Source organism: Streptomyces sp. NPDC006134 (genome assembly GCF_040628835.1).
In the GTDB taxonomy this organism is placed as follows: domain Bacteria; phylum Actinomycetota; class Actinomycetes; order Streptomycetales; family Streptomycetaceae; genus Streptomyces.
Genome location: NZ_JBEXTV010000069.1, coordinates 18,152 through 39,840, shown reverse-complemented (window position 1 = coordinate 39,840; position 21,689 = coordinate 18,152). Strand labels below are relative to the sequence as shown.

13 protein-coding genes and 1 pseudogene are annotated in these 21,689 nt (G+C 72.1%); 11 read left to right on the top strand and 3 right to left on the bottom strand.

Going from position 1 to position 21,689, the window contains the following annotated elements:
• Window positions 1-733 precede the first annotated feature (733 nt).
• Window positions 734-1,315, bottom strand: a pseudogene (locus tag ABZ340_RS31840) (hypothetical protein); the annotation flags it as partial.
• A 333-nt stretch (window positions 1,316-1,648) separates the two neighbouring features.
• Between ABZ340_RS31840 and ABZ340_RS31835 the strand changes: the two are divergent.
• Window positions 1,649-2,452, top strand: a complete 804-nt coding sequence (locus tag ABZ340_RS31835) for a DUF6008 family protein (RefSeq protein ID WP_358785343.1) — start codon at window positions 1,649-1,651, stop codon at window positions 2,450-2,452.
• Between the two features lie 1,983 nt (window positions 2,453-4,435).
• Here ABZ340_RS31835 and ABZ340_RS31830 read toward each other — a convergent pair.
• Window positions 4,436-5,392, bottom strand: a complete 957-nt coding sequence (locus ABZ340_RS31830) for a ScbA/BarX family gamma-butyrolactone biosynthesis protein (RefSeq protein WP_358785342.1) — start codon at window positions 5,390-5,392, stop codon at window positions 4,436-4,438.
• Window positions 5,393-5,498: 106 nt separating this feature from the next.
• Between ABZ340_RS31830 and ABZ340_RS31825 the strand changes: the two genes are divergently transcribed.
• From ABZ340_RS31825 to ABZ340_RS31815, 3 genes are all read left to right on the top strand, one after another.
• A complete protein-coding gene (locus ABZ340_RS31825) occupies window positions 5,499-6,116 on the top strand; it encodes a ScbR family autoregulator-binding transcription factor (RefSeq protein ID WP_358785341.1) in 618 nt (205 codons plus the stop codon).
• 77 nt (window positions 6,117-6,193) lie between these two features.
• Window positions 6,194-6,907: an HAD family phosphatase gene (locus tag ABZ340_RS31820; protein WP_358785340.1), complete on the top strand. Its 714-nt coding sequence runs from the start codon at window positions 6,194-6,196 to the stop codon at window positions 6,905-6,907.
• A 70-nt stretch (window positions 6,908-6,977) separates the two neighbouring features.
• Window positions 6,978-7,769: a glucose 1-dehydrogenase gene (locus ABZ340_RS31815; protein WP_358785339.1), complete on the top strand. Its 792-nt coding sequence runs from the start codon at window positions 6,978-6,980 to the stop codon at window positions 7,767-7,769.
• A 57-nt stretch (window positions 7,770-7,826) separates the two neighbouring features.
• On the opposite strand, the gene ABZ340_RS31810 is transcribed toward ABZ340_RS31815, so the two are convergent.
• The gene (locus tag ABZ340_RS31810; RefSeq protein ID WP_358785345.1) at window positions 7,827-8,483 is read right to left on the bottom strand and encodes a TetR/AcrR family transcriptional regulator; all 657 of its coding nucleotides are present in this window, start codon (window positions 8,481-8,483) and stop codon (window positions 7,827-7,829) included.
• A gap of 411 nt (window positions 8,484-8,894) precedes the next feature.
• Here ABZ340_RS31810 and ABZ340_RS31805 point away from each other — a divergent pair, with 411 nt between their 5' ends.
• The 7 genes from ABZ340_RS31805 to ABZ340_RS31775 all read left to right on the top strand — a co-directional run bounded on the left by ABZ340_RS31805 (window position 8,895) and on the right by ABZ340_RS31775 (window position 21,686).
• Window positions 8,895-10,103, top strand: a complete 1,209-nt coding sequence (locus ABZ340_RS31805) for a transposase (RefSeq protein ID WP_358785338.1) — start codon at window positions 8,895-8,897, stop codon at window positions 10,101-10,103.
• A gap of 81 nt (window positions 10,104-10,184) precedes the next feature.
• Window positions 10,185-10,628, top strand: a complete 444-nt coding sequence (locus ABZ340_RS31800) for a helix-turn-helix domain-containing protein (RefSeq protein WP_358785337.1) — start codon at window positions 10,185-10,187, stop codon at window positions 10,626-10,628.
• Window positions 10,629-10,733: 105 nt separating this feature from the next.
• Window positions 10,734-11,711, top strand: coding sequence for a DUF1702 family protein (locus tag ABZ340_RS31795; protein WP_358785336.1), 978 nt, complete (start codon window positions 10,734-10,736; stop codon window positions 11,709-11,711).
• A gap of 90 nt (window positions 11,712-11,801) precedes the next feature.
• Window positions 11,802-12,791: a DUF1702 family protein gene (locus ABZ340_RS31790; protein ID WP_358785335.1), complete on the top strand. Its 990-nt coding sequence runs from the start codon at window positions 11,802-11,804 to the stop codon at window positions 12,789-12,791.
• Between the two features lie 56 nt (window positions 12,792-12,847).
• Window positions 12,848-14,698, top strand: coding sequence for a CRTAC1 family protein (locus tag ABZ340_RS31785; RefSeq protein WP_358785344.1), 1,851 nt, complete (start codon window positions 12,848-12,850; stop codon window positions 14,696-14,698).
• Between the two features lie 2 nt (window positions 14,699-14,700).
• Window positions 14,701-15,795 (top strand): enediyne biosynthesis protein, encoded by a 1,095-nt coding sequence (locus tag ABZ340_RS31780; RefSeq protein WP_358785334.1) that lies wholly within the window; start codon window positions 14,701-14,703, stop codon window positions 15,793-15,795.
• Complete coding sequence (locus ABZ340_RS31775; protein ID WP_358785333.1) at window positions 15,792-21,686, top strand: type I polyketide synthase; 5,895 nt, start codon at window positions 15,792-15,794, stop codon at window positions 21,684-21,686. The genes ABZ340_RS31780 and ABZ340_RS31775 overlap by 4 nt, the downstream gene beginning before the upstream one ends.
• Window positions 21,687-21,689: the final 3 nt, after the last annotated feature.

The window sequence follows — 21,689 nt, the reverse complement described above, 5'->3', positions numbered from 1 at the left end:
ACCCCAGGTCCCCCCGTGCCTTTTTCCCTCGACCCGGTCCCCCTGGGGCGTGTTTCCCGGCGCCGGGAAACCGGCCCTCGCCGTTGATGCCGCAGTGCAGCCCATGAAGCCGATGTGCTGTCCCGGGCCCGGCGTTCTCGGTCTCATCACTCCGGTGATGGACCGCGCTGTTCCCCGCCTCGCTCTGCACCGCACTCGGCGATTTGCTTTCCGGCAGACCGACCGCGCGGTGGCCATCAGGCTGCCGAAGCCGGAGCAGCCAGCGCTCACCTGCGGTTGGGAGAGGGCCGTCTTCCTCCGGGAGTCCGTCCCTGACACGTCACCGCGGCGTCGGTTATCGAGTGGTGACTCCTTTGAAACCGGGCCCGAGCCCGCGCCGCTTGCCGCGTGATGCGGCAGCCGGACGGGAGGCGAGCGCCTTCGCCACCGCTCGCGCGGCCTGCGGGGTGAGTCCGGCGCTGACCTGCCCGGAGGCCAGGACCTTGGCGTACGCCCCTGCACTGTGCGCACGGAGGGCGTCGGCGAGCGCGGCGGCTGCGGTCTCGGCCGGCCCTTCACCTCACCCTGCATCGGTGTACTGCGTCTGGTGGGGGACTTCGTCGCGCCGGGTGAGGAGCACGGCCAGGGCCTTCGGCCTGTCTTCCAGGAGTGCGGTGTGCAGCCGCTAGGCCACCCCGGTCTTCCGCCACCGGGGGCGCACCATCAGCTCGGACACGGAGAACGTCGAGTCGTCCGCCGGCAGACGGTCGGGCTTGCCCTGCTTCGCCCAGCAGGAGCCTGCGGTGGGCCGGATCCCCAGGGGCCCGAACTCGTCGAAGGCGAAGACCCGGTCCGGGAAGTGCTCCAGGACGTGCTCGACGCGGTCGAGTTTGGCGTCGCGCTCGGGGTCGGGCGACTCCTTCCATGTCTTGGTGCGCTGGAAGGTGATGCCCCGGCGCCGGAGCAGGCACCGTAACGCTTCGCGGCCGATGCGGATGACATGTCCGTGCACGCGGCGCTGCCCGGCGAGCATCGCCCGCAGGTTCCACACCTGCATCGCCATCCCGGAGTCCTGTGCCAGGACCGCGAGCGTGAGCGCCCGGCCCAGGTGGCGGCCGGCACCGTCGAGTCGTCCGGCGTCGACCAGCGACCACGCCGCCGTCGCGGTGAAGTCGGAGGCGAGCGCGAACAGGCGCTGCCGCACACGCTGCGTTGCGGGCTGCGCCTGCGGCCGCAGCGCCTCGGCGGCCCCGGCGAGAGCGGCCTGTTCCAGGCCGTGCCCGCCGCGCTCGGCGTCCAGGGCGTCCAGGCGCTCGACGTCGTCGCGCAGCCGGATCGCATCGCAGGTGCCGGCGCGCCAGGGGCGGGCCGACGCAGGGCCGGCAGGCAGGGCGGCGGCCGCGCCGAAGAACCGGCGACGGCGCCCGTCGGGGTCCTCCGGTAGTGGCGGACGGGTCGGCGCCTCCGGCACCACCCGCTGGAACACCTCCCACGGCTCATCCGGCACCGGCCGCTCAACGGTCCCCACACCGGAAGGCCGTCGAACATACCCAATGAGGTGGTCTGTAAGTCCGCACATGGGAAGTGGCCGCCGCGCTACCGGCGTCCCTAGCGTGACGCTGAGCACCGCACGGATCCCTGGCCCCAGTCGGACACCGCAGGAGAACTCATGGATCACGGGCACGAAGCGCATGGGATGGAAAGCTCCGTTTCGTCCCTGGACACCATAGGAGCAGTCTTCTTCATCGGGTGGATGGCCGCGATGTGGCTGGCCGTCATCGTGCTCGCCTACGCGAACCGCGGGCCGGTCCGGCCCTGGCTGTACAGGACCGCGGCCGCCGTCATCGGGCTCGGCGTGATCGGGCAGATCGGCCACTTCCAAGAGCATGTCGCCCAGGCCGCCTACTGGGTGGCGCATCCGTACTCCCCGGCCTGGATGACCCCCTGGGCGAACAGCCTGGCACGCGGCATGGGCCAGGTGGACCCGGACAAGCCCGCGCTCGGCATGGAGATCCTCCATCTGACCGGCAACTTCATCTTCCTCGCCGGACTCGTCGGCATCGTGCAGATCACCCGGCGGGCCACCGCGACCCTCACCTCCCGCAAGTGGGCCAAGATGGGCGTGTGGATGCAGACGATCCACGGTCTGGAGCATGTGGTGCTGACCGTGTCCGTCGCGCTGGGCGCCGGCCGCGCCATCGGTCTGTCCACCTGGTTCGGCGTGATCGAACCGGGGCCCGCGCTGGTGACGTACCGGGTGTGGTGGCACTTCATCGCCAACCTGGTCGGCACGGCCATCCTCGCCATCGCGCTCTACCACCTCTGGAAGGAGCGGCGTGTGGTCAAGGCGGGGTACGAGGACCCCGTGTCCGCGCGGTCCGAAGGGGGCGAGTCCGGACCCGGGGCCGCTGTGGCCCCCGCCGCCTCCGAGGAGGCCGCGGTGCGCGACCCCATCCCGGCCGGGCGCTCTTGAGCAGCCTCCCCCGCCGCCGGGGGCGGCCCCGGCGGCGTGCCCTGACGTCCCGCTTCCGCCGCTGTGCGGCACCGCCAGCACAGACCGTGCGGGGCCGGACGGCCGCACGCGCCGCCGTTCCCCCGGCAGCCGGTGACGACCTCGGCGGCGGGTACGGGGCGTGGGCGGCATACGCGGCAGAGCCCGGCGTTGCCCGGGCGGTGCGGGCGCTCGCAGCGCGGGCAGCAGGCGAGGCTGCGGACGGCGGTGACCGCAGCGGAGGCCACAGCGCCGGCGGCATGCCGCCCGCCGGCGCCCGTGACCGCTTCCCCGCGGCGAAGCGGTGTTCCCTCCCGGCGGGCCTCCGCGCGCTGCATCGCCACCTCACGGCAGACGGGACAGCGCACGCCGGTCGACCAGAGCACGCCCGTTTCGCAGTCCGGATTGGCGCAGCCCCAGCGGGGGAGGGCGACGCCCAGCAGCCACCGGCCCGGATCCCGTATGTCGGCGAGCATGGTCTGCGCCAGACGCTGGGTGAGCCTGGCCCGCAGACGGGGAACGGTGGTGCCGTCGTCGAGCTGCCGGGCGATCTCCCGGCCGATCCTGCGCTGCACGTAGGTGTTCACGCCGGCGAGCAGGAAGCGGACGGGCTCCAGTACGGCATGGAGCCTGCCGCTGAACGTCAGTCGCGGTCCGGTGTAGGGCTTTCCGCGGGGGGAGGGGGAGGGGAGTCGTTCCCCGTCCGCGCGCAGCGCGCGATCACCGGTTCTCCGAGTGGGGCGCGGTGTGGTGAGGCGGTGCCCGACGCGCTTGTCCACCGGTATCTCGCCTACGGCGGGTGGGACAGGCTCGGCGTCGTTCTCGTGTCGGTCAGTCATCAGGTCTTCCTTGTTCGCGAGCGAACGCGCACCAACGTCGGAACCCGATCGGTCATCAGGGCAGGGAGAGGCAGGCATCGGCTGGTCGTACACGACGAACACATGACGCCCCTGGGTTCCGGCTCGCCGCCGCACATCGATCCACCCGGAGGCGGCCAGTTCGTCGACGATGCGCCCCGCCGCGTCGGCACTGATCGCCTCTCCGGCCCGCCGGCCGGAATGGTGGCGGAGGAAACCGGCGAGAACGCGCTCGGTCAGGGGAATCTTCTGCACCACGGCGTAGGCGATGACCGCGTACGCACGCAGCAGGCGCGGCCGCAGGCACTCACTGGCCGCAACGGGCAGCCAGACGAACCGTTCGGTGCTGCGCAGGGGACGTACGCGACGGACCGCGGTGGTGCCCCGGCCGCCCGGCAGGGACCGGCGCCGGCTGTCGGGCAGCTCGACGACACCGTCGGAAGCCGGTGCGCGCAGCTGCGCCAGGCCGCGCTGGACGGTCGACGGGGACAGACCGAGGTAGGAGGCGAGGGTGGCGATCCCCGCGGTGCAGCCCTCCGGCCGCAGGCCGAGTGCCTTGACCTTGATGTAGACGCTGAGCGCGGCGTCCGCGTAGTGAGGCGACTCGACGAGCCGCATCGGCACCTTGACCCGGCCACGGGGCAGGGGGGCGGACGTGAGGTCGGCGCCGCCGGTCCGGCGATGGCTGGATCTCAGCGGTGAAAAACCGTCATCTGCACGACTTCTCCCCTCATGAAAGGGCGTGCGGGACTGGAATTTCACGGAACCTTGGTTCATCATAAGAACGTCTCTGTATGAGGCATGGAGAAGCCGCCTTGCGGCGACTCGAGGGTTCTGGCGGAACCTGGCAGTGCACGTTTTCGGGGTGGCACCCAAAACGTGTCTTCGCCCGTCGAGTTGGCATCTCGACGGGCGGTGTGAGAAGACCGCGAACCCAGTGGTGGCACACTGGGTGTCGTCGGCGGCATTCCCCCTTCGAGGCGGGGTCGCCCCTGGCGCTTTACATTCTCTTCCTCATCTCTGGGTCCGGTGGCTTCCAGCTTCCCGGCTGCGGCGACGCGGTCTTCGCCGGCCGGGCCGATGCCGCGGTGGTTCGGATTGCAGTGCCTCAGCCCTGGGCGGCATCCATGAATTCCGCATTTGCGTGGAAGGCGAAGAAACCTTTCTGTACAGCGTTGACCCGGATCGTGCGGCGGGTGCCGGAGGACGGGGCGGTCATGGGTGCCGGTTCCGCCTCGATCCAGCACGGGTCGTCGAACTCGACATAGCGGTTGAACGAGACATCCATCGACGTCGGCAGCATCGCTCCCGCCCGGCCTGGCTCCATGGCGTGCGCCGCCTGGCGCACGGACTCCAGCAGCAGCATGCCCGGGACGTGGTCGAGGGCGTGGTCGAAGAGCACGGGATGGCTGGTGTCGACGCGGAGCCGCCAGCGCTGCCGCTCGGACGTCGGCGCGAGGACGATGTCCTGTTTGCGGAGCCGGCCGACCGCACTGCGCGGGACGGGCTCCGGCGGCTGCGGCGCCCTCGCGAACACCTCGCCGACCTCGCCCCGGCCCGCGCGCAGGCGCCGGTACACGGCGGGGGAATGGCTGGCGAAGCGGACGCTGGCCGTGGCGAACGGGGTCCCGTGGCGGACCGCTTCCAGGTGCATGGACATCGTGGCCGGCACCGCGCGGTGGTAGCGGATGTCCGAACAGACCACGTGGAGCTGGACGTCTGCGGGGGTGGCCTCGATGCGCAGGGCGTCCGGGTCGACGGCGAACTGCAGGCGGGACCAGCTGAGGTGGTAGCCGAGCGGGATGTGGTAGCCGACGTGGGCGAGCAGGGTACTGCTCTGCCGGATGGTCTCGCACAGCAGCAGAGGGTCGTGCAACCCGTGCTCGGGAACGTAGAAGCTGTGGCAGCGGGGCCACTGGGCGGTGACGGTGAAGGTGTCGCGTCCCCGCTTGTCCCAGCCGGTCGGAAGGACTTCCGACAAGGCCGCTCGGTGCACGTACTCTCTGGCGACAGTCGTGGTGAGCGCCGGCGCGGCGGTGCTCTGCGGTTCTGCAGTGGTGAGCATGCCTCTCCCCATGGCGTGCGTTGTCCCCCAAGCCCCGCCCAACCGACCGGGCGGGCTATAAAATAGTGGTTGTTCGTTTTTTTTGTCGAGAGGAAGCCCACCGCTCATGGTGAAGCTGCAGCAGGACCGAGCGATCAGGACGCGGCAAAGCATCATCAGGGGGGCCGCCGAAGTCTTCGACGAGTACGGGTTCAACGGCGCCAGCATCAGCAGAATCATGAAACGGGCCGGCGTCTCCCAGGGGGCGATGTACTTCCACTTCAAGTCCAAGGAGGAGCTCGCCCGCGCCGTGATGAACGCGCAGCCCGACACGGTCGTCCCGCGGCTGGACTCGCACGGGTTGCAGCGGATCGTGGACATGACGTTCGTCTGGGCACGGCAGATCCAGCGGGACGTCCTGCTGCGTGCGGGGGTGCGCCTGACCAACGAACAGGAAGGCACCAGCGTCCGCGACGCCTCGCCGTACCAGGAGTGGGTGAAGATCCTCGAGATCACCCTGCGGCAGGCACAGCAGGAGGGCGAGGTCGTCGAGTCGGTCGACGTCCGCCGGCTCTCCGAGTTCCTCGTCAGCGCGTGCACGGGCATGCAGATGTACGCGAACGCCGCCAGCGGGCGCCAGGACCTGCCCGAGCGGGTCGCGGCGATGTGGCAGATCCTGCTGCCGGGCATCGCCACCGAGCAGATCGCCGGATCGATCGACCTGGACGTGCACCGCTTCGTCTGACCGTCGCGCCGTCGACGTCCCTCGCACGGCCACCCCCGCCCGAATCCGCCCCGAACGATCACAGGAGGGACCCTCCCGTGCCCAGTGGACTTCGACAGCTGCGCCTCGCCGCACTCAACATCGACGGTGTCCTGCTGAACGACACGTTCAGCCCGGTCATCCACCACTTCGTCGTCAGCCGGGGCGGCCGGTACACGGCCGAGGTGGAGCGGCACGTCTTCTCCCAGCCTCAGCAGACGGCGAGTGCGTACCTGGCGGGCGTGGTGCCCGTACCCATGACGGGCCCGCAGGCGCTGCGGGAGTACTTCGCCGAGCGCGACGCCTACCTGCGCGAGCACCCGGTCCGGGTGTCCGACGGCGCCGTCGACCTGGTGCGCCGCGCACGGAGCCTGGGACTGCGGACGGTCTGCTACGGCGGGCTGGGCAGGGAGCACTTCGACCGCTTCCTGGGCCGGTGGGCCCATCTGTTCGACGGGCCCGGCTACGTGTGCACCGACGACGTCCGGCCCGGGATCCGGGAGATCACCCAGGACGTCTTCGGCCTCGCCCACGATCAGGTGCTCTTCGTCGACGACGTGGCCCGCGTGGCGGAGAGCGCCAGAGAACTCGGCGTTCCGTTCATCGGCCGGCCCAGCACCTTCGAGCACAGCTTCCAGCGCCAGTTGATGAGACAGGCGGGTGTACGCCACCTCGTGGAGTCGCTGCACGCCATCGATGAGACGATGCTGCGCACCGTCGACGCGGAGGCCGCCGACGGCACGGTCTGGGCCGGCGCGCGGGCGCGCTGCTGACCGGGGGCGAGCGAGACCCGCACGGGTTTTGGCCGACATCTTTCGAACGCTGTTCAGGGGGGTACGGACCATGAACCGGAACAACGGGAACACGGAGAGATCCGGCGGGCTGCTCGAGGGGCGAGTGGCCATGATCACCGGGGCTTCCAGCGGTATCGGCGCGGCGGCGGCGCGATTGTTCGCCGCGGAGGGGGCGGCCGTCGTCCTCATGGCCCGGCGCGAGGAGCGCCTGAGGCGGCTCGCCGACACCATCGCCGCGGGCGGGGGCCGGGCGCTGGCCGCACCGGGCGACGTCACCGACGCCGAGGACGTACGCCGGGTGGTGGCCATGGCGGAGGAGGTGTTCGGCCGCCTGGACGTGGCCTTCAACAACGCCGGCTGGGGCACCGCGGGCACGAAACTGCTCGATACCGAGGACGCCGAGTTCGACAAGGTGATGGCGGTCAACGTGGGCGGCCTGTGGAACTGTCTGCGCCACCAGGTGCCGGCGATGCTCCGCACCGGGACGGGTTCCGTGGTCAACACCGCCAGTACGGCGGGCGTGCTGGCAACGAGTGCGGGAGCGCCCTACATCGCCGCCAAGCACGCGGTGATCGGGCTGACGAAGGCCGCCGCGGCCGAGTACGGCGAACAGGGGATCCGGGTCAACTCCCTGGTGGTGGGCTGCACACGGACCGAACTGATCGAGACAGCGGTGAAGGAGCGGCCGCACCTGGAAGAAGTGTTCGCCGCCCGCCAGATCCAAAAGCGCATGGCGGACCCGTACGAAGTGGCACATGCCGCGCTCTGGCTCGCCGGCCCGCACGCCTCGTTCGTCACGGGGACGGCGCTGGCCGTGGACGGCGGCCGGACCGCCGTCTGAAGACGACCGCCTCGCCGGGGTGCCGGGCGGACACGCGCCGGTCCACCCGGCACCCCGTCAGTCGACCGCCTCTGCCTCGACCGTCGCGTCCGGCCGGTTTCCGGCCGGGTGCGAGGGCCCGGGCAGGGGCCGGCCGGGTACGGCCGGTTCGCCGGCGGACACGCCCACGAGCGCCAGGTGCCAGATCCGCTTGAGCTGGGCGACGGCGCTGTCGAACGCGGGGTCCGACCCCATCCGCGTGCGCAGGTACGCCTCCGCCCCGTTGGTCAGGTGCTCCACGAGCATCGTGACGTCGGCGGGCAGGGCGTCGGTGTGGAGCTGGCCGTTCTCATACGCCTGGTCGAGCAGGCCGCGGACCGTCGGCAGCCAGGAGTCCGACCAGGCTTGGGCGCTCGGGCGTTCGCGGGTCAGACGGATGGCGGACCGCACCGAAGGCTCCTGCTCCATCAGCCTCACCAGCTCCAGCGTGAGGTCGACGACCAGACGCAGCGGTGGAGCCGAGGAAGGGGGGAGGTTCTTCAGCGCGGCCAGGGTCACCGACCGCCCTTCCTCCTGCACCGCGTCCGCCAGCTGCGCCTTCGAGGCGAAGTGGAAGGTCACGGCTCCGATCGACAGGCCGGCCACCGCGCTGATCCGTGACAGCGACGTCGCGTCGTACCCATGGCGGTCGAACTCCTCGGCCGCCGCTTTGATCAGGGCCTGACGCGTGCGCAGGGCCCTCTCTTGTTTCACCACACCGTCTCCCGAAGAGAGCTCTGAGCGGCCGGGGCGTCCATGACTCCGGCCGCGGCCGGTCCGCACACCGCCCGGGCGTCCCGAAGAGAACGACGCTCACCTTCCGCTTCAAGGCTGGCCCTTCCCGCTGGCTCCGGACAAGGCGGAGTTGCTCAAGGTGTCCCGGATCTCTGCAGCTCACAGGCATGACCGGGACGGATGACGGGGCGGCTCGCGGGGTGGTGAACCACTCCTGCGGTCCGCTGTGCCACCCCCTCGGCCGGATGCGGCGGGGGCCGACTTGGCGAAGTGCATGCGGCAACTCTCCTGAGTCGCAAAAAAAAGAGGACGTTCGCTATTATTTTAATGCTGGTCGGCAGCCGCAGACCGAGATCAGGGAGGGAACTCGCCATGGGAGCACATGCTCTGACGTCCGATCACGCCTCGATATCCGCCTTCTCCGAAAGGATTTTCGAGTGTCTGCCGCGGGCCGACCAGCGGCGCTGGGCCCGCGCCTACGTGCAGGGCCTGCTCACCACCCCGGGCAAGAAGTCGGTACGCCGACTCGCCGCGGCGGTCTCGTCCTCGCCGGCCGCGTCGCAGTCGCTGCACCAGTTCGTCAACGCCAGTCCCTGGGACTGGACGCCCGTCCGGGCGGAGCTCACCCGGTGGGCCGAGCAGCGCGGTACGGCCCCGCGCGCCTGCGTGGTCGGACAGGCCGTGCTGCGCAAGCGGGGTGAGCACTCCTGCGGTGTGCACCGCCGCTTCCTGGCCTCCACCGGCCGCTCGGTCACCTGCCAGGTGGGCATCGGCATGTTCCTGTCCTCCCCCGGCCGGGCCGTGCCGGTCGACTGGCGCCTGCTGCTCCCCGGTTCCTGGGCGAAGGACCCCGAGCGCCGCGCCCGGACCCGCATCCCCGCCGAGGTGGGTCCGCGCTCTGCCGAGCAGCACGTCCTCGACCTCGTCGACACGCTCGCCGCCACCAGCCGGACCGCGCCCCTGCCGGTCGTCGCCGACCTGGAGGCCATCGGCGGGACCAGCGCGGCGACCCTGCTGCACGGCCTCGCCCTGCGCGGACGGGACTTCGTGATCGCCGTACCCGGCCGGCTCCAGGTGGCCGTGGGCCGGCGCCTGCGGCTGCAGTCCCCCCGCGGGCAGGACGGGCACGACCTGGTGCTCGCGGCGCGCCGCCTGTTCGAGTCCGACGCCGGTACCTTGACCCGGCTGGAGAGCGTGGCCCCCTGGGACGGGCGCGGCCGGCACACCACCGTCATGTCCGGCTTCGTGCGCCTGCCCGGATCGGGACACACCGGTGAGCGCACCGACCGCACCTACCGGCTCTTCGCCCTCCGCCCCGAGGGGGGCCGCGGCCCCGTCCAGCTGTGGCTGACCAGCCTCACGCACACCCGCATGGAGACGGTGCTCGCCCTGACGCAGACGCTCGCGCAGGCGGAGGAGTCCGTGCGCGCGATGGCGGACGACTTCGGCCTGTTCGACTTCGAGGGCCGCTCCTACCCCGGCTGGCACCACCACATGACGCTGGTGTCGGCCGCGTACGCCTACCACCGTCTCGAACGGCGCCTCACGGGCGAGGGGGAGCGGATGCTCGTCGCCGCTTGAGCGGACCGCGGCGCGAGAACCCGGTGCGTCTTCGCCAACTCGGGTACCTTCACGCAACTCGCCCGACCCTAAAGTGAGCCCATGCTGAGACACACGTACGAGGGACAGGACTGCAACCTCGCCCGGACCCTGGAGGTCATCGGTGAGCGCTGGACCCTGCTGATCATCCGCTCGGCGCTGCTCGGCACCACCCGCTTCGACGGGTTCCTCTCCCACCTGGACATCGCGCGCAACGTGCTGTCCTCGCGGCTCAACCGGCTGGTCGAGCACGGCATCGTGGAGCGGGTGCCCTATCAGGACAAGCCGGTGCGCCACGAGTACCGGCTCACTCCGGCCGGCCGGGACCTGACCGGAGCGGTCGTCGCCCTGATGCAGTGGGGGGACCGCAACCTGCCGCAGGAGCTGGGCCCGCCGCGCCGGGCCGACCACATCGGCTGCACGGGAACCGTGCGGGCCGAGCTGCGCTGCACGGACTGCGGACGCGCCGTGCACGACGAAGAGGTGGAAGTCCGCCGCATCCGCTGAACAACGTGGGGGAGCGCACGGACGAAGATGCCGCCCCGGGGCCGGTTCACCCACGATGACAGCCCCCGCCGCCGAAGAGGAGGCGGCGCGTACGAGGAGGCGTCCGTGCCCGCACTGGGAGCACTGCGCAGGCTGGTCATGGCTCCGTCCCTGGAGGACGTCGGCTTCGCCGGACGAGGTTTCGACGTGAAGCCCGACGAGCGCACCCGCCGGCTGGAAGCCGTGCCCCAGGCCGTGGTCACCGGCTTCGAGTGGGGCATCGAGGACCGGGACCTGGCCACCACCGAGCGCCGGCTCGCGCTGGTCGATCCGTTGCACCGGGGCTTCGCCTACGAGGGCGCCACCATGGCGTGCGCGATCCGCGACGCGATGAGCCGCGGCGGCCACCGCACCCGGGACCTGCTGTGCGGCAGCGGCAGGCCGCACATCTTCCTCAACTACATCGGCATCGGCTTCGCGATGGCGAAGCTGCCCCGGCCGTTGTGGAAGAAGTTCCTGCCCGACCTGACCGAGCCGGACCTGTATCCGGCGATGAGCTGGCTGTGCGTCGACGGCTACGGCTTCGACCGCGCCTACTTCGACACCGGCACCTGGGTGGACGGACAGCGCCTGGACACCCCGTACGACTGGGACGGCGCTCCCGGCTACTGGCAGCGCGCCTTCGACCAGGGGGTCGGCCGGGCCCTGTGGTTCATCCACGGCGGGCACGTCGGCAACGTGTCCGCGGCCGTACGGGCGTTCGCGGGCGACCGGCGGGCGGACCTGTGGAGCGGCGTCGGTCTCGCCGCCACCTTCGCGGGCGGCACCACGGCCGCCGGACTGGCCGCGCTGCGCGCGCAGGCGGGGGACTTCGCCGGCCACCTGGCGCAGGGCGCGGTGTTCGCGGCCAAGGCCCGCCACCACGCCGGATTCGTCCCCGAGCACAGCAGCGCCGCCGTGCACGCGTTCACCGGACGCACCGTCGAGGCCGTCGCACGTCTGGCCGACGACTGCGCGGCCACCGCGCCCGAGGACGGGACCACGCCGGCCTACGAGGTCTGGCGGCGCAATGTGCGGACGCAATTGAGCGCCGCCGTTGTTTGAGCACATCTGAAGTAGACGCCGCTCCGGGGCCCCTGGCTACATTCGATTCGCTCGGGGATTCCAGGGATTCGAGAGGGGCGGTTTACTGCTGTGTCCAGTGTATTTGGCGCAATCCGGCGTCGATTGCTCACGCCTCCTGTTTCCGAGACGACCATGGAGGTGCGCGGATTCCATGTGAAGAACGCGGAGGCGAAAGAGCGGCTCGAATACATCGGGGAAGTATTCCTGAGGGGATACGCCTACGCGGTGGAGGCGGGCTCGCCCGCCGAGGCGGAGGAGTCGCTGGAGACCGTCCCGCGGGACGTGCGCGGCTTCGCCTACGAAGGCGCCGGCATGGGCGCCGTCGTGCACGACGCACTGCCCGGGCACAGCGGCAGGCTCCAGGGGCTGCTCGCCGGCCGGGGCCGGCACCACGACTACATGATCTACGTCGGCATGGGCTGGGCGATGGCCCGCCTGCCGAAGCCGCTGTGGCCCGACATCCCCGCCACCGACCCGCTGCTGCGCTGGCTGGCCCTGGACGGGTACGGATTCCACCAGGCGTACTTCAGGACCGACGCGTACGTACGCAACCCCCACATCCAGCACCCCTTCCGCTGGCGCGGCGGCCACAACCACTACACGGCCAACGCCATCGACCAGGGCATCGGCCGCGCTCTGTGGTTCGTCGGCGGCACCGACCCCGACGTCGTCACCGACCTGATCCGCGCCTACCCCGAACACCGCCACAGTGACCTGTACGCGGGCGCCGGGCTCGCCTGCGCCTACGCGGGCGGCGCCGGCGAGGACGAACTCGCGCACTTCGCCGAGGGCGCCGGCGAGCACCGCTGGGCGCTCGCCCAGGGGTCCGCCTTCGCGACCGAGGCGCGCATCAAGGCGGGCACGGTCATCGACCACACCCATCTCGCGGCCCGCGTCGTGTGCGGCACGACGGCCGAACGCGCCTCGCAGGTGTGCCGGGACACCCGGCCCCGGGAGACCGGCGCCCACGGAGCGTTCCCGGCCTACGAGAAATGGCGGCGCGACATCGCCGCACGACTCGCTTCTTCTTCGCTCGTCTTGAAAGGGTCCGATCAGTGACGGTCGCAAAGAACTGGATTCGCAGAAATTCGCCGGGAATCGTGGCCCTGGCCTTGATGGTGGGCACCTTCTACGGCGTACGGCTGCCCGAGTCCTCGGCCGCCGAGATCGAAAAGCTGGCGAAGGATTTCTCCTTCGAGCCGATGTCCATCGCCCTGCCCGCCGGATTCGAGAAGCAGGAGGTCCGGAAGGTCAACAAGGCCTACCGGCACATCGAGGCGTGGATCTCCTCGGTCGGCGCCGGCATCGCCGTCAACGACCTGGACGGCGACGGCCTGGCCAACGACCTGTGCGTGAACGACGTACGCATCGACCAGGCCGTGGTCACCCCCGCGCCCACCCGCAAGGACCAGTACGAGCCGTTCGCGCTGGACCCGGCCCCCCTGGGCACCAGCAAGACGATGGCGCCGATGGGCTGCATGCCCGGCGACTACAACGAGGACGGCAGCATGGACCTCCTCGTCTACTACTGGGGCCGCACGCCCGTCCTGTTCATGAACAAGGGGCAGAAGGACAAGCCGCTGACCGCGGCCTCCTTCACCCCCACCGAGCTGCTGCCGGGCAAGCCCGGACGGACCTACACCGGCCCGTTGTGGAACTCCAACGCGGCGGCGGTGGCCGACTTCGACGGCGACGGCCACGACGACATCTTCATCGGCAACTACTTCCCCGACAGCCCGGTCCTGGACCCGTCCAAGGACGGCGACGTCACCATGAACGCCTCGCTCTCGCACGCCCAGAACGGCGGCGGCGGCCACTTCTTCCGCTGGACGAAGGACGGCTACGAGAAGGTCGACGGCGCCATCCCGCAGGGCCTGAACAAGGGCTGGACGCTCGGCGCCTCCGCCGCCGACCTCGACGGCGACCGGCTGCCCGAGATGTTCCTCGCCCACGACTTCGGCACCTCGGCACTGCTGCACAACACCTCCACCCCGGGCAGGATCCGCTTCTCCGAGGTCAAGGCCGAGCACACGGCGACCGTGCCCAAGTCCAAGGAACTGGGCCGCAGCTCGTTCAAGGGCATGGGCGTCGACTTCGGCGACCTGGACCACGACGGGCTGTACGACATGTTCGTCAGCAACATCACCACCTCGTTCGGCATTCAGGAGTCCAACTTCGCCTTCATCAGCGACGCCGACAGCCGCGCGGAGCTGCAGGGCCGCTTCGCCGAGGGCGAGGCCCCCTACAAGGACGAGTCCACCGGCCTGGGGCTCGCCTGGTCCGGCTGGGGCTGGGACGTGAAGACGGGCGACTTCGACAACAACGGCGACCTGGAGATCACCCAGGCCCTCGGTTTCGTCAAGGGCAAGAACAACCGCTGGCCGCAGCTGCAGGAGCTCGCCACCGCCAACGACGCCCTGGTTCCCAACCCCCAGTGGTGGCCGAACGTCAAGCACGGCGACGACCTCGCCGGCAGCCAGCGCATGCGCTTCTTCGCCAAGGACCCCGACACCGGCCGCTACCACAACCTCTCCGGCGCCCTCGGCATCGGCGAGCCCATCCCCACCCGCGGCATCGCCACCGGTGACGTCGACGGCGACGGCCGCCTCGACCTCGCGGTCGCCCGCCAGTGGGGCGAGCCGGTCTTCCTCCACAACGTCAGCAAGAACCCCGGCGCCCACCTGGGGCTGAAGCTCACCCACCCGGACGGTTCCCCCGTGGTCGGCGCGGAGGTCTGCGTCGAACTGCCCGACGGCACCAAGCGCATCACCCGCCTGGACGGCGGCGGCGGCCACTCCGGCAAGCGCAGCACCGACGTCCACATCGGCCTGGGCAAGGACGTCCAGGGCGCCGTACCCACCATGATCACCTGGCGTGACCGGGCCGGCGAGGTCCACGAGCAGAAGCTGAAGCTCACGCCGGGCTGGCACAGCCTCCGGCTGGGCACCGAGGCCAAGGAGAAGTGACGATGCCCGCACCCGACACCGCCGTACGGCACAACCCGAAGGTCACGACCGCGCTGCGCCGGTTCGCGATCTCCATCTCCGTGCTGAACATCTTCGGTTACACCCTGCTCGGCTTCGAACAGCCCTGGCTCTGGCCGTTCGTCGCCCTGGCGACCGGCTACACCGTCGAGATCGTCCTGGAACTCCTCGGCGCCCGCGCCGAGGGCCGCGCGCCGCGCTTCACCGGCGGCGGCTTCAAGGGCCTGGTGGAGTTCCTCTTCCCGGCCCACATCACCTCGCTCGCCGTGAACATGCTGTCGTACGTCAACGACAAGATGTGGGTCATGGTGTTCGGCGTCATCGTCGCCGTCGGCACCAAGTGGGTGCTGCGCGCCCCGGTCAAGGGACGCATGCGGCACTTCATGAACCCCTCGAACTTCGGCATCGCCGTCATCCTGGTGCTCTTCCCCTGGGCGTCGATCGCCCCGCCGTACCACTTCACCGAGTACCTCGACGGCGGCTTCGACTGGCTCGTGCCGGCGATCATCATCACCCTCGGCACGATGCTCAACGCCAAGCTCACCGAGCGCATGTGGCTGATCCTCGCCTGGGTCGTCGGCTTCGCCCTCCAGGCGATCGTCCGCGGCCTGCTGTTCGGCACCTCCATACCCGCGGCCCTGGCGATGATGACCGGCGTGGCATTCGTGCTCTTCACGAACTACATGATCACGGACCCGGGTACGACGCCGTCGTCGAAGTGGGGCCAGATCGCCTTCGGCGGTGGTGTCGCCGCCCTGTACGGCGTGCTGACCGCGATGAGCGTCGCCTACGGCCTGTTCTTCGCCACCGCTCTGGTCTGCGCCGTCCGCGGTGCCTTCCTGTGGACCGCCGACATCGTGGCCAGGAAGCGGGCCGAGGAGGCCCTCGCCCTCGCCGCCGTCACCCAGTCCGCCCCCCAGTCCGTCCCCCGGGCCGGCGGCCCCTCCGGCGCCGAGTCCGGCACCGCTCCCGAGGCGGCCGGGACGCCCGCCGCGTGCGCCTGCCCGGCCGACGCCTGCGCCTGCCCCGCCCCGGCGAACGCCGGGGCCGAGACCCAGAAGACACCGGTGGCAGCATGACCAGAATCGCCATCGTCGGCATGGCCTGCCGCTATCCCGACGCCACAGACCCGAAGCAACTGTGGGACAACGCCGTCGCCGGACGGCGCGCGTTCCGCCGCCTGCCCGACGTCCGGATGAACCTGGACGACTACTGGGACGCGGACCCCACCACCCCCGACACCTTCTACGCCCGCAACGCCGCGGTCCTGGAGGGCTACGAGTTCGACCGGATCGCCCACAAAATCGCGGGCAGCACCTTCCGGTCGACCGACCTGACGCACTGGCTCGCCCTGGACACCGCCGGGCGCGCGCTCGCCGACGCCGGGTTCCCCGGCGGCGAGGGCCTGCCCCGCGAACGCACCGGCGTCATTGTCGGCAACACCCTCACCGGCGAATTCTCCCGTGCCAACGTGATGCGGCTGCGCTGGCCGTACGTACGGCGGGTGATGGCCGCGGCCCTCAAGGGCGAACAGGACTGGGACGAGGACCGCATCGCGCGGTTCCTCGACGACGTCGAGACCGCGTACAAGGAGCCGTTCCCCGCCATCGACGAGGACACCCTCGCCGGAGGGCTCGCCAACACCATCGCCGGCCGGATCTGCAACCACTTCGACCTCAACGGCGGCGGGTACACCGTCGACGGCGCCTGCTCCTCCTCGCTGCTGTCGGTCACCACCGCGGGGACCGCGCTGGCCGGCGGGGAGATCGATGTCGCCGTCGCCGGCGGGGTGGACCTGTCGATCGACCCGTTCGAGATCATCGGCTTCGCCAAGACCGGCGCGCTCGCCAAGGGCGAGATGAGGCTGTACGACCGCGGCTCCAACGGCTTCTGGCCGGGGGAGGGCTGCGGCATGGTCGTCCTGATGCGGGAGGAGGACGCCCTCGCCGCGGGCCACCACATCTACGCCACCGTCGCGGGCTGGGGGGTGTCCTCCGACGGGCAGGGCGGCATCACCCGCCCCGAGGTGAGCGGATACCAGCTGGCGCTCGAACGGGCCTACCGGCGGGCCGGGTTCGGCATCGAGACCGTCCGGCTCTTCGAGGGGCACGGCACCGGCACCGCCGTCGGCGACACCACCGAGCTCACCGCCCTGTCGGACGCGCGCCGCCGGGCCGACCCCGGCGCACCGGCCGCGGCCATCACCTCCATCAAGGGCATGATCGGCCACACCAAGGCGGCCGCCGGCGTCGCCGGCCTGATCAAGGCGGCCATGGCCGTCGAACACCAGACCCTCCCGCCGGCCATCGGCACCGTCGACCCGCACGAACTGCTCACCGACGACAAGGCCACCCTCAAGGCCCTGCGCAAGGCCGAGCCCTGGCCCGGGGAAGCACCGCGCCGGGCCGGCGTCACCGCCATGGGCTTCGGCGGCATCAACACCCACGTCGTCCTCGACGAGCCCGCCGGCCGGCGCCGCACGGCCCCCAGCCGGCGCACCGCCGCCCTCGCCCACGCGCCGCAGGACTGCGAACTGCTCGTCCTGGACGGCGAGTCCCCCCAGGCGCTGCGCGCCCGGCTCACCGAGGTCGCCGCCTTCGTCGCCCAGGTCTCCTACGGCCAGGTCGCCGACCTCGCCGCCACCCTCCAGCGCGAACTGCGCGGCCTGCCCCACCGCGCGGCCGTCGTCGTCACCTCCCCCGAGGACGCCGAGCGCCGCCTGACCCACCTGGCCGGCCTGCTGCAGTCGGGGCAGACCTCGTACACCGCCGCCGACGGCCGCGGCTTCCTGGGCCGGGCCACCCGGCGCGCACGGATCGGCTTCCTCTTCCCGGGCCAGGGCTCCGGCCACGGCACCGGCGGAGGCGCGCTCGTCCGCCGCTTCCCCGAGGCCGCCGAGGTCTTCGCCCGGGCCGCGCTGCCCGCCACCGGCGACATGGTCGCCACGGACGTGGCACAGCCGCGCATCGTCACCGGCTCCGCCGCGGGCCTGCGCGTCCTCGACGCGCTGCGCCTGGAGGCGTCGGTCGCCGTCGGGCACAGCCTCGGCGAGCTGTCCGCCCTGCACTGGGCCGGAGCCCTCGATGAGGAAACGCTTCTGCAGGCGGCGCGGGTACGCGGCCGGGCCATGGCCGAGCACGGCGCCACGGGCACGATGGCCTCCCTCGGCACCACGCCCGAGCGGGCCGGGGAGCTCCTCGCCGGCCTCGACGCCGTCATCGCCGGGTACAACGGCCCGGAGCAGACGGTGATCGCCGGTTCGCCGGCGGACATCGAGGAACTCCGGCGCCGCGCCCAGCGGGCCGGGGTCGCCTGCACCCGCCTGAACGTCTCGCACGCCTTCCACTCACCGCTCGTCGCCGGCTCCGCCGCGGCCTTCGGCGCCTGGCTGGCCACGGCCCGCCTCGGCTCCCCGTCCGGCCGCGTCGTCTCCACCGTCACCGGCGAGGAACTGACGGACGGGACGGACCTGGCCGCGCTGCTCACCGAGCAGATCACCGGACCCGTCCGCTTCACCCGGGCGGTGAGCGAGGCGGCCCGCCACGCCGACCTGTTCGTCGAGGTCGGGCCCGGACGCGTGCTCAGCGGCCTCGCCCAGGCCACCACCGGTGTCCCGGCCGTCGCCCTGAACACCGACGACGAGTCGCTGCGCAGCGCCCTCGCGGTCGCCGGCGCCGCGTTCGTCGCCGGAGCGCCCGTCGCCCTGGAGCGGCTCTTCGAGGACCGGCTCATCCGGCCGCTCGCCGTCGGCCAGGAGTTCTCCTTCCTCACCAGCCCCTGTGAGCGGACACCGCGCGAGGGGGTGCCGTCCGGGCGCCGCCGGCGGCCCGCCGCCCCGGCGGCCGGGGCCCCGCACGACGAGCACCCGGCGCCGACGTCGGCTTCGGCGGGCACCCCGGCTTCCGCGGACACCCCGGCCACCGGTGAGGAACCGGCCGCCGGGGAGCCGGCCGAGGACGGCACCGGCGCGCTGGAGGTGCTGCGCGACCTGGTCGCCGAGCGCGCCGAACTGCCCGCCGAACTCGTCGACCCCGGCAGTCGGCTCCTGGACGACCTCCACCTGAGCTCGATCACCGTCGGCCAGATCGTCAACCAGGCGGCGTCCCGCCTCGGGATCGCCGCGGCACAGGTGCCGACCAACTTCGCCACCGCCACCCTGGCCGAACTGGCCGAGGCCCTGGAGACCCTCGCCGGCACCGGCGGCGCCGAGGCGCCCGCCGCCCCCGTCGTCGCGGGCGCCGCCCCGTGGGCCCGCCCCTTCGCCGTCGACCTCGACGAGGTCGCCCGGCCGCACGTCCTCCCCGACGGCACCGACGGGGACTGGGAGCTGTTCGCTCCCCAGGGACATCCGTACGCCGAACGGCTGCGCCGGGAACTGGCGGGGGCCGGGGTCGGCGCGGGCGTGCTGGCCGTGCTGCCCGAGGGCTGCGCGCGCCAGGAGGTGGACCGGGTGCTGGCCGCCGCGCACAGCGTGCTCGCCGGCGACCGCGAACGCCGCTTCGTCCTCGTCCAGGACGGGCGCGGCGCCGCCGGCCTGGCCAAGTCCCTGTACCTGGAGGCCCCGCACCTGCGCACCACCGTCGTCCACACCCCGGCCGCACAGGACGTGGTGGAACGGGTGGTGGCCGAGGTGGCGGCCACCACCCGCTTCACCGAGGTCCACTACGACGACGCCGGCGTGCGCCGCGTGCCGACCCTGCGGGCCCTGCCCGTGGCACCGCGGCGTACCACGTCCCCGCTGGACGCCTCGGACGTGCTGCTGGTGACGGGCGGCGGCAAGGGCATCTCCGCGGAGTGCGCGCTGGCCGTGGCCCGCAAGACCGGTGCCGCGCTGGCCGTCCTGGGCCGCTCGGACCCGGCCGGGGACCGGGAGCTCGCCGACAACCTCGAGCGGATGCGCGCCGGTGGCGTGCGCGTGCACTACGCGCGTGCCGACGTCACCGTCCCCGGACAGGTCGCCGCGGCCGTCGCCGAACTGACCGAGGAGCTCGGAACGGTCACCGGCCTGCTGCACGGTGCCGGCCGCAACGAGCCGAACGCGCTGGCGCGGCTGGCCCCGAGCGACTTCGAGCAGACCTTCGCCCCGAAGGTCGACGGGCTGCGCACGGTCCTGGACACGGTGGGCGCCGGCAACCTCAAGCTGCTGGTGACCTTCGGCAGCATCATCGGCCGGGCCGGACTGCGCGGCGAGGCCCACTACGCCACCGCCAACGAGTGGCTGGCCGACCTCACCGAGGAGACCGCCCGCGCCCACCCCGGCCTGCGGGCCCGCTGCGTGGAGTGGTCGGTGTGGTCCGGCGTCGGCATGGGCGAGAAGCTCTCCGTCGTCGAGTCCCTGTCCCGCGAGGGCATCACCCCGGTCTCCCCGGACCAGGGCGTGGACATCCTGCTGCGCCTGATCGAGGACCCGGACGCGCCCGTCGTGACGGTCGTCAGCGGCCGCACCGAGGGCATCGACACCGTCCGCCGCGACCTGCCGGACCTGCCGATGCTGCGCTTCACCGGCAACCCGCTGGTGCGCTACCACGGCGTCGAGCTGGTCACCGAGGCGGAGCTGAACGCCGGGACCGACCCGTACCTGTCCGACCACCTGCTCGACGGCAACCTGCTGCTGCCCGCCGTCATCGGCATGGAGGCCATGACCCAGGTCGCTGCCGCGGTCACCGGCCGCACCGGCGTCCCGGTCATCGAGGACGCCCGGTTCCTGCGGCCCATCGTGGTGCCGCCGAGCGGCAGCACCCGCATCAGGATCGCGGCGACCGTCACCGGTCCCGACACCGTCGACGTCGCCATCCACGCCGAGGACACCGGGTTCGCCGCCGAGCACTTCCGGGCCCGCCTGGTGTTCACCGAGGCCGCCGTGCCCGACGGCCCGCCGCTGCAGGTGCCCGACGACACCCCGGCCGTTCCGCTGGACCCGGCCACCGACCTGTACGGCGGCATCCTGTTCCAGGGCGCCCGCTTCCAGCGGCTGCGCCGCTTCCACCGGGCCGCCGCCCGGCACGTGGACGCCGAGGTCGCCGTCGAGCAAAAGCCCGAGGGCTGGTTCGCCGGCTTCCTGCCCGGCCGGCTGCTGCTGGCCGACCCGGGCATGCGCGACGCGCTCATGCACGGCAACCAGGTGTGCGTCCCCGACGCGACCCTGCTGCCGTCCGGCGTGGAGCGCATCCACGCGCTCGGCTCGGGCGACCACGTCCCCGGCCGGCTGCGGTACACCGCCGTCGAACGCAGCCGCGACGGCGACACCTACGTGTACGACATCGCGGTGCGCGACGAGAACGGCACCGTCGTCGAACGCTGGGACGGCCTGACCCTGCACGCCGTGCGCAAGACCGACGGCTCCGGCCCGTGGGTCGCCCCGCTGCTCGGCCCGTACCTGGAGCGCGCGCTGGAGGACGTCGTCGGCGGCCGTATCGCCGTCGCCGTCGAGCCGCACGGGGACGCCCCGGCCGGTTCCGTCGCCCAGCGCCGCGGTTTCACCGCGGACGCGGCGGCACGGGCACTGGGCGGCCCGGTGGCGGTCCGGCACCGCCCGGACGGGCGGCCGGAGCTGGAACCGGACCGGCACCTGTCGGTGTCGGCGGCGCACGGCCTGGGGGTCACCCTCAGCGCCGTCTCCGACACCGAGGTGGCCTGCGACATCGAGGCGGTCAGCATGCGCTCGGCCCACGAGTGGCGCGGGCTGCTCGGGGACCACGCGGCCGTCGCCGAGCTGGTCGCCCAGGAGACGGGCGAGGCACCGGACACCGCCGCCACGCGGGTGTGGGGCGCCGTGGAGTGCCTGCGCAAGGCCGGCATCATGGCCGGCGCGCCCCTGACGGTGCTGCCGCGCCGCAAGGACGCCTGGGTGGTCTTCGCCGCGGGCGACCTGCGGATCGCGACCTTCGTCACCGCGCTGCGCGACGCCCTGGAGCCCGCCGTCTTCGCGTTCCTCACACACGCACCGCACACCGCACAGGGGAGGGGCTAGGAC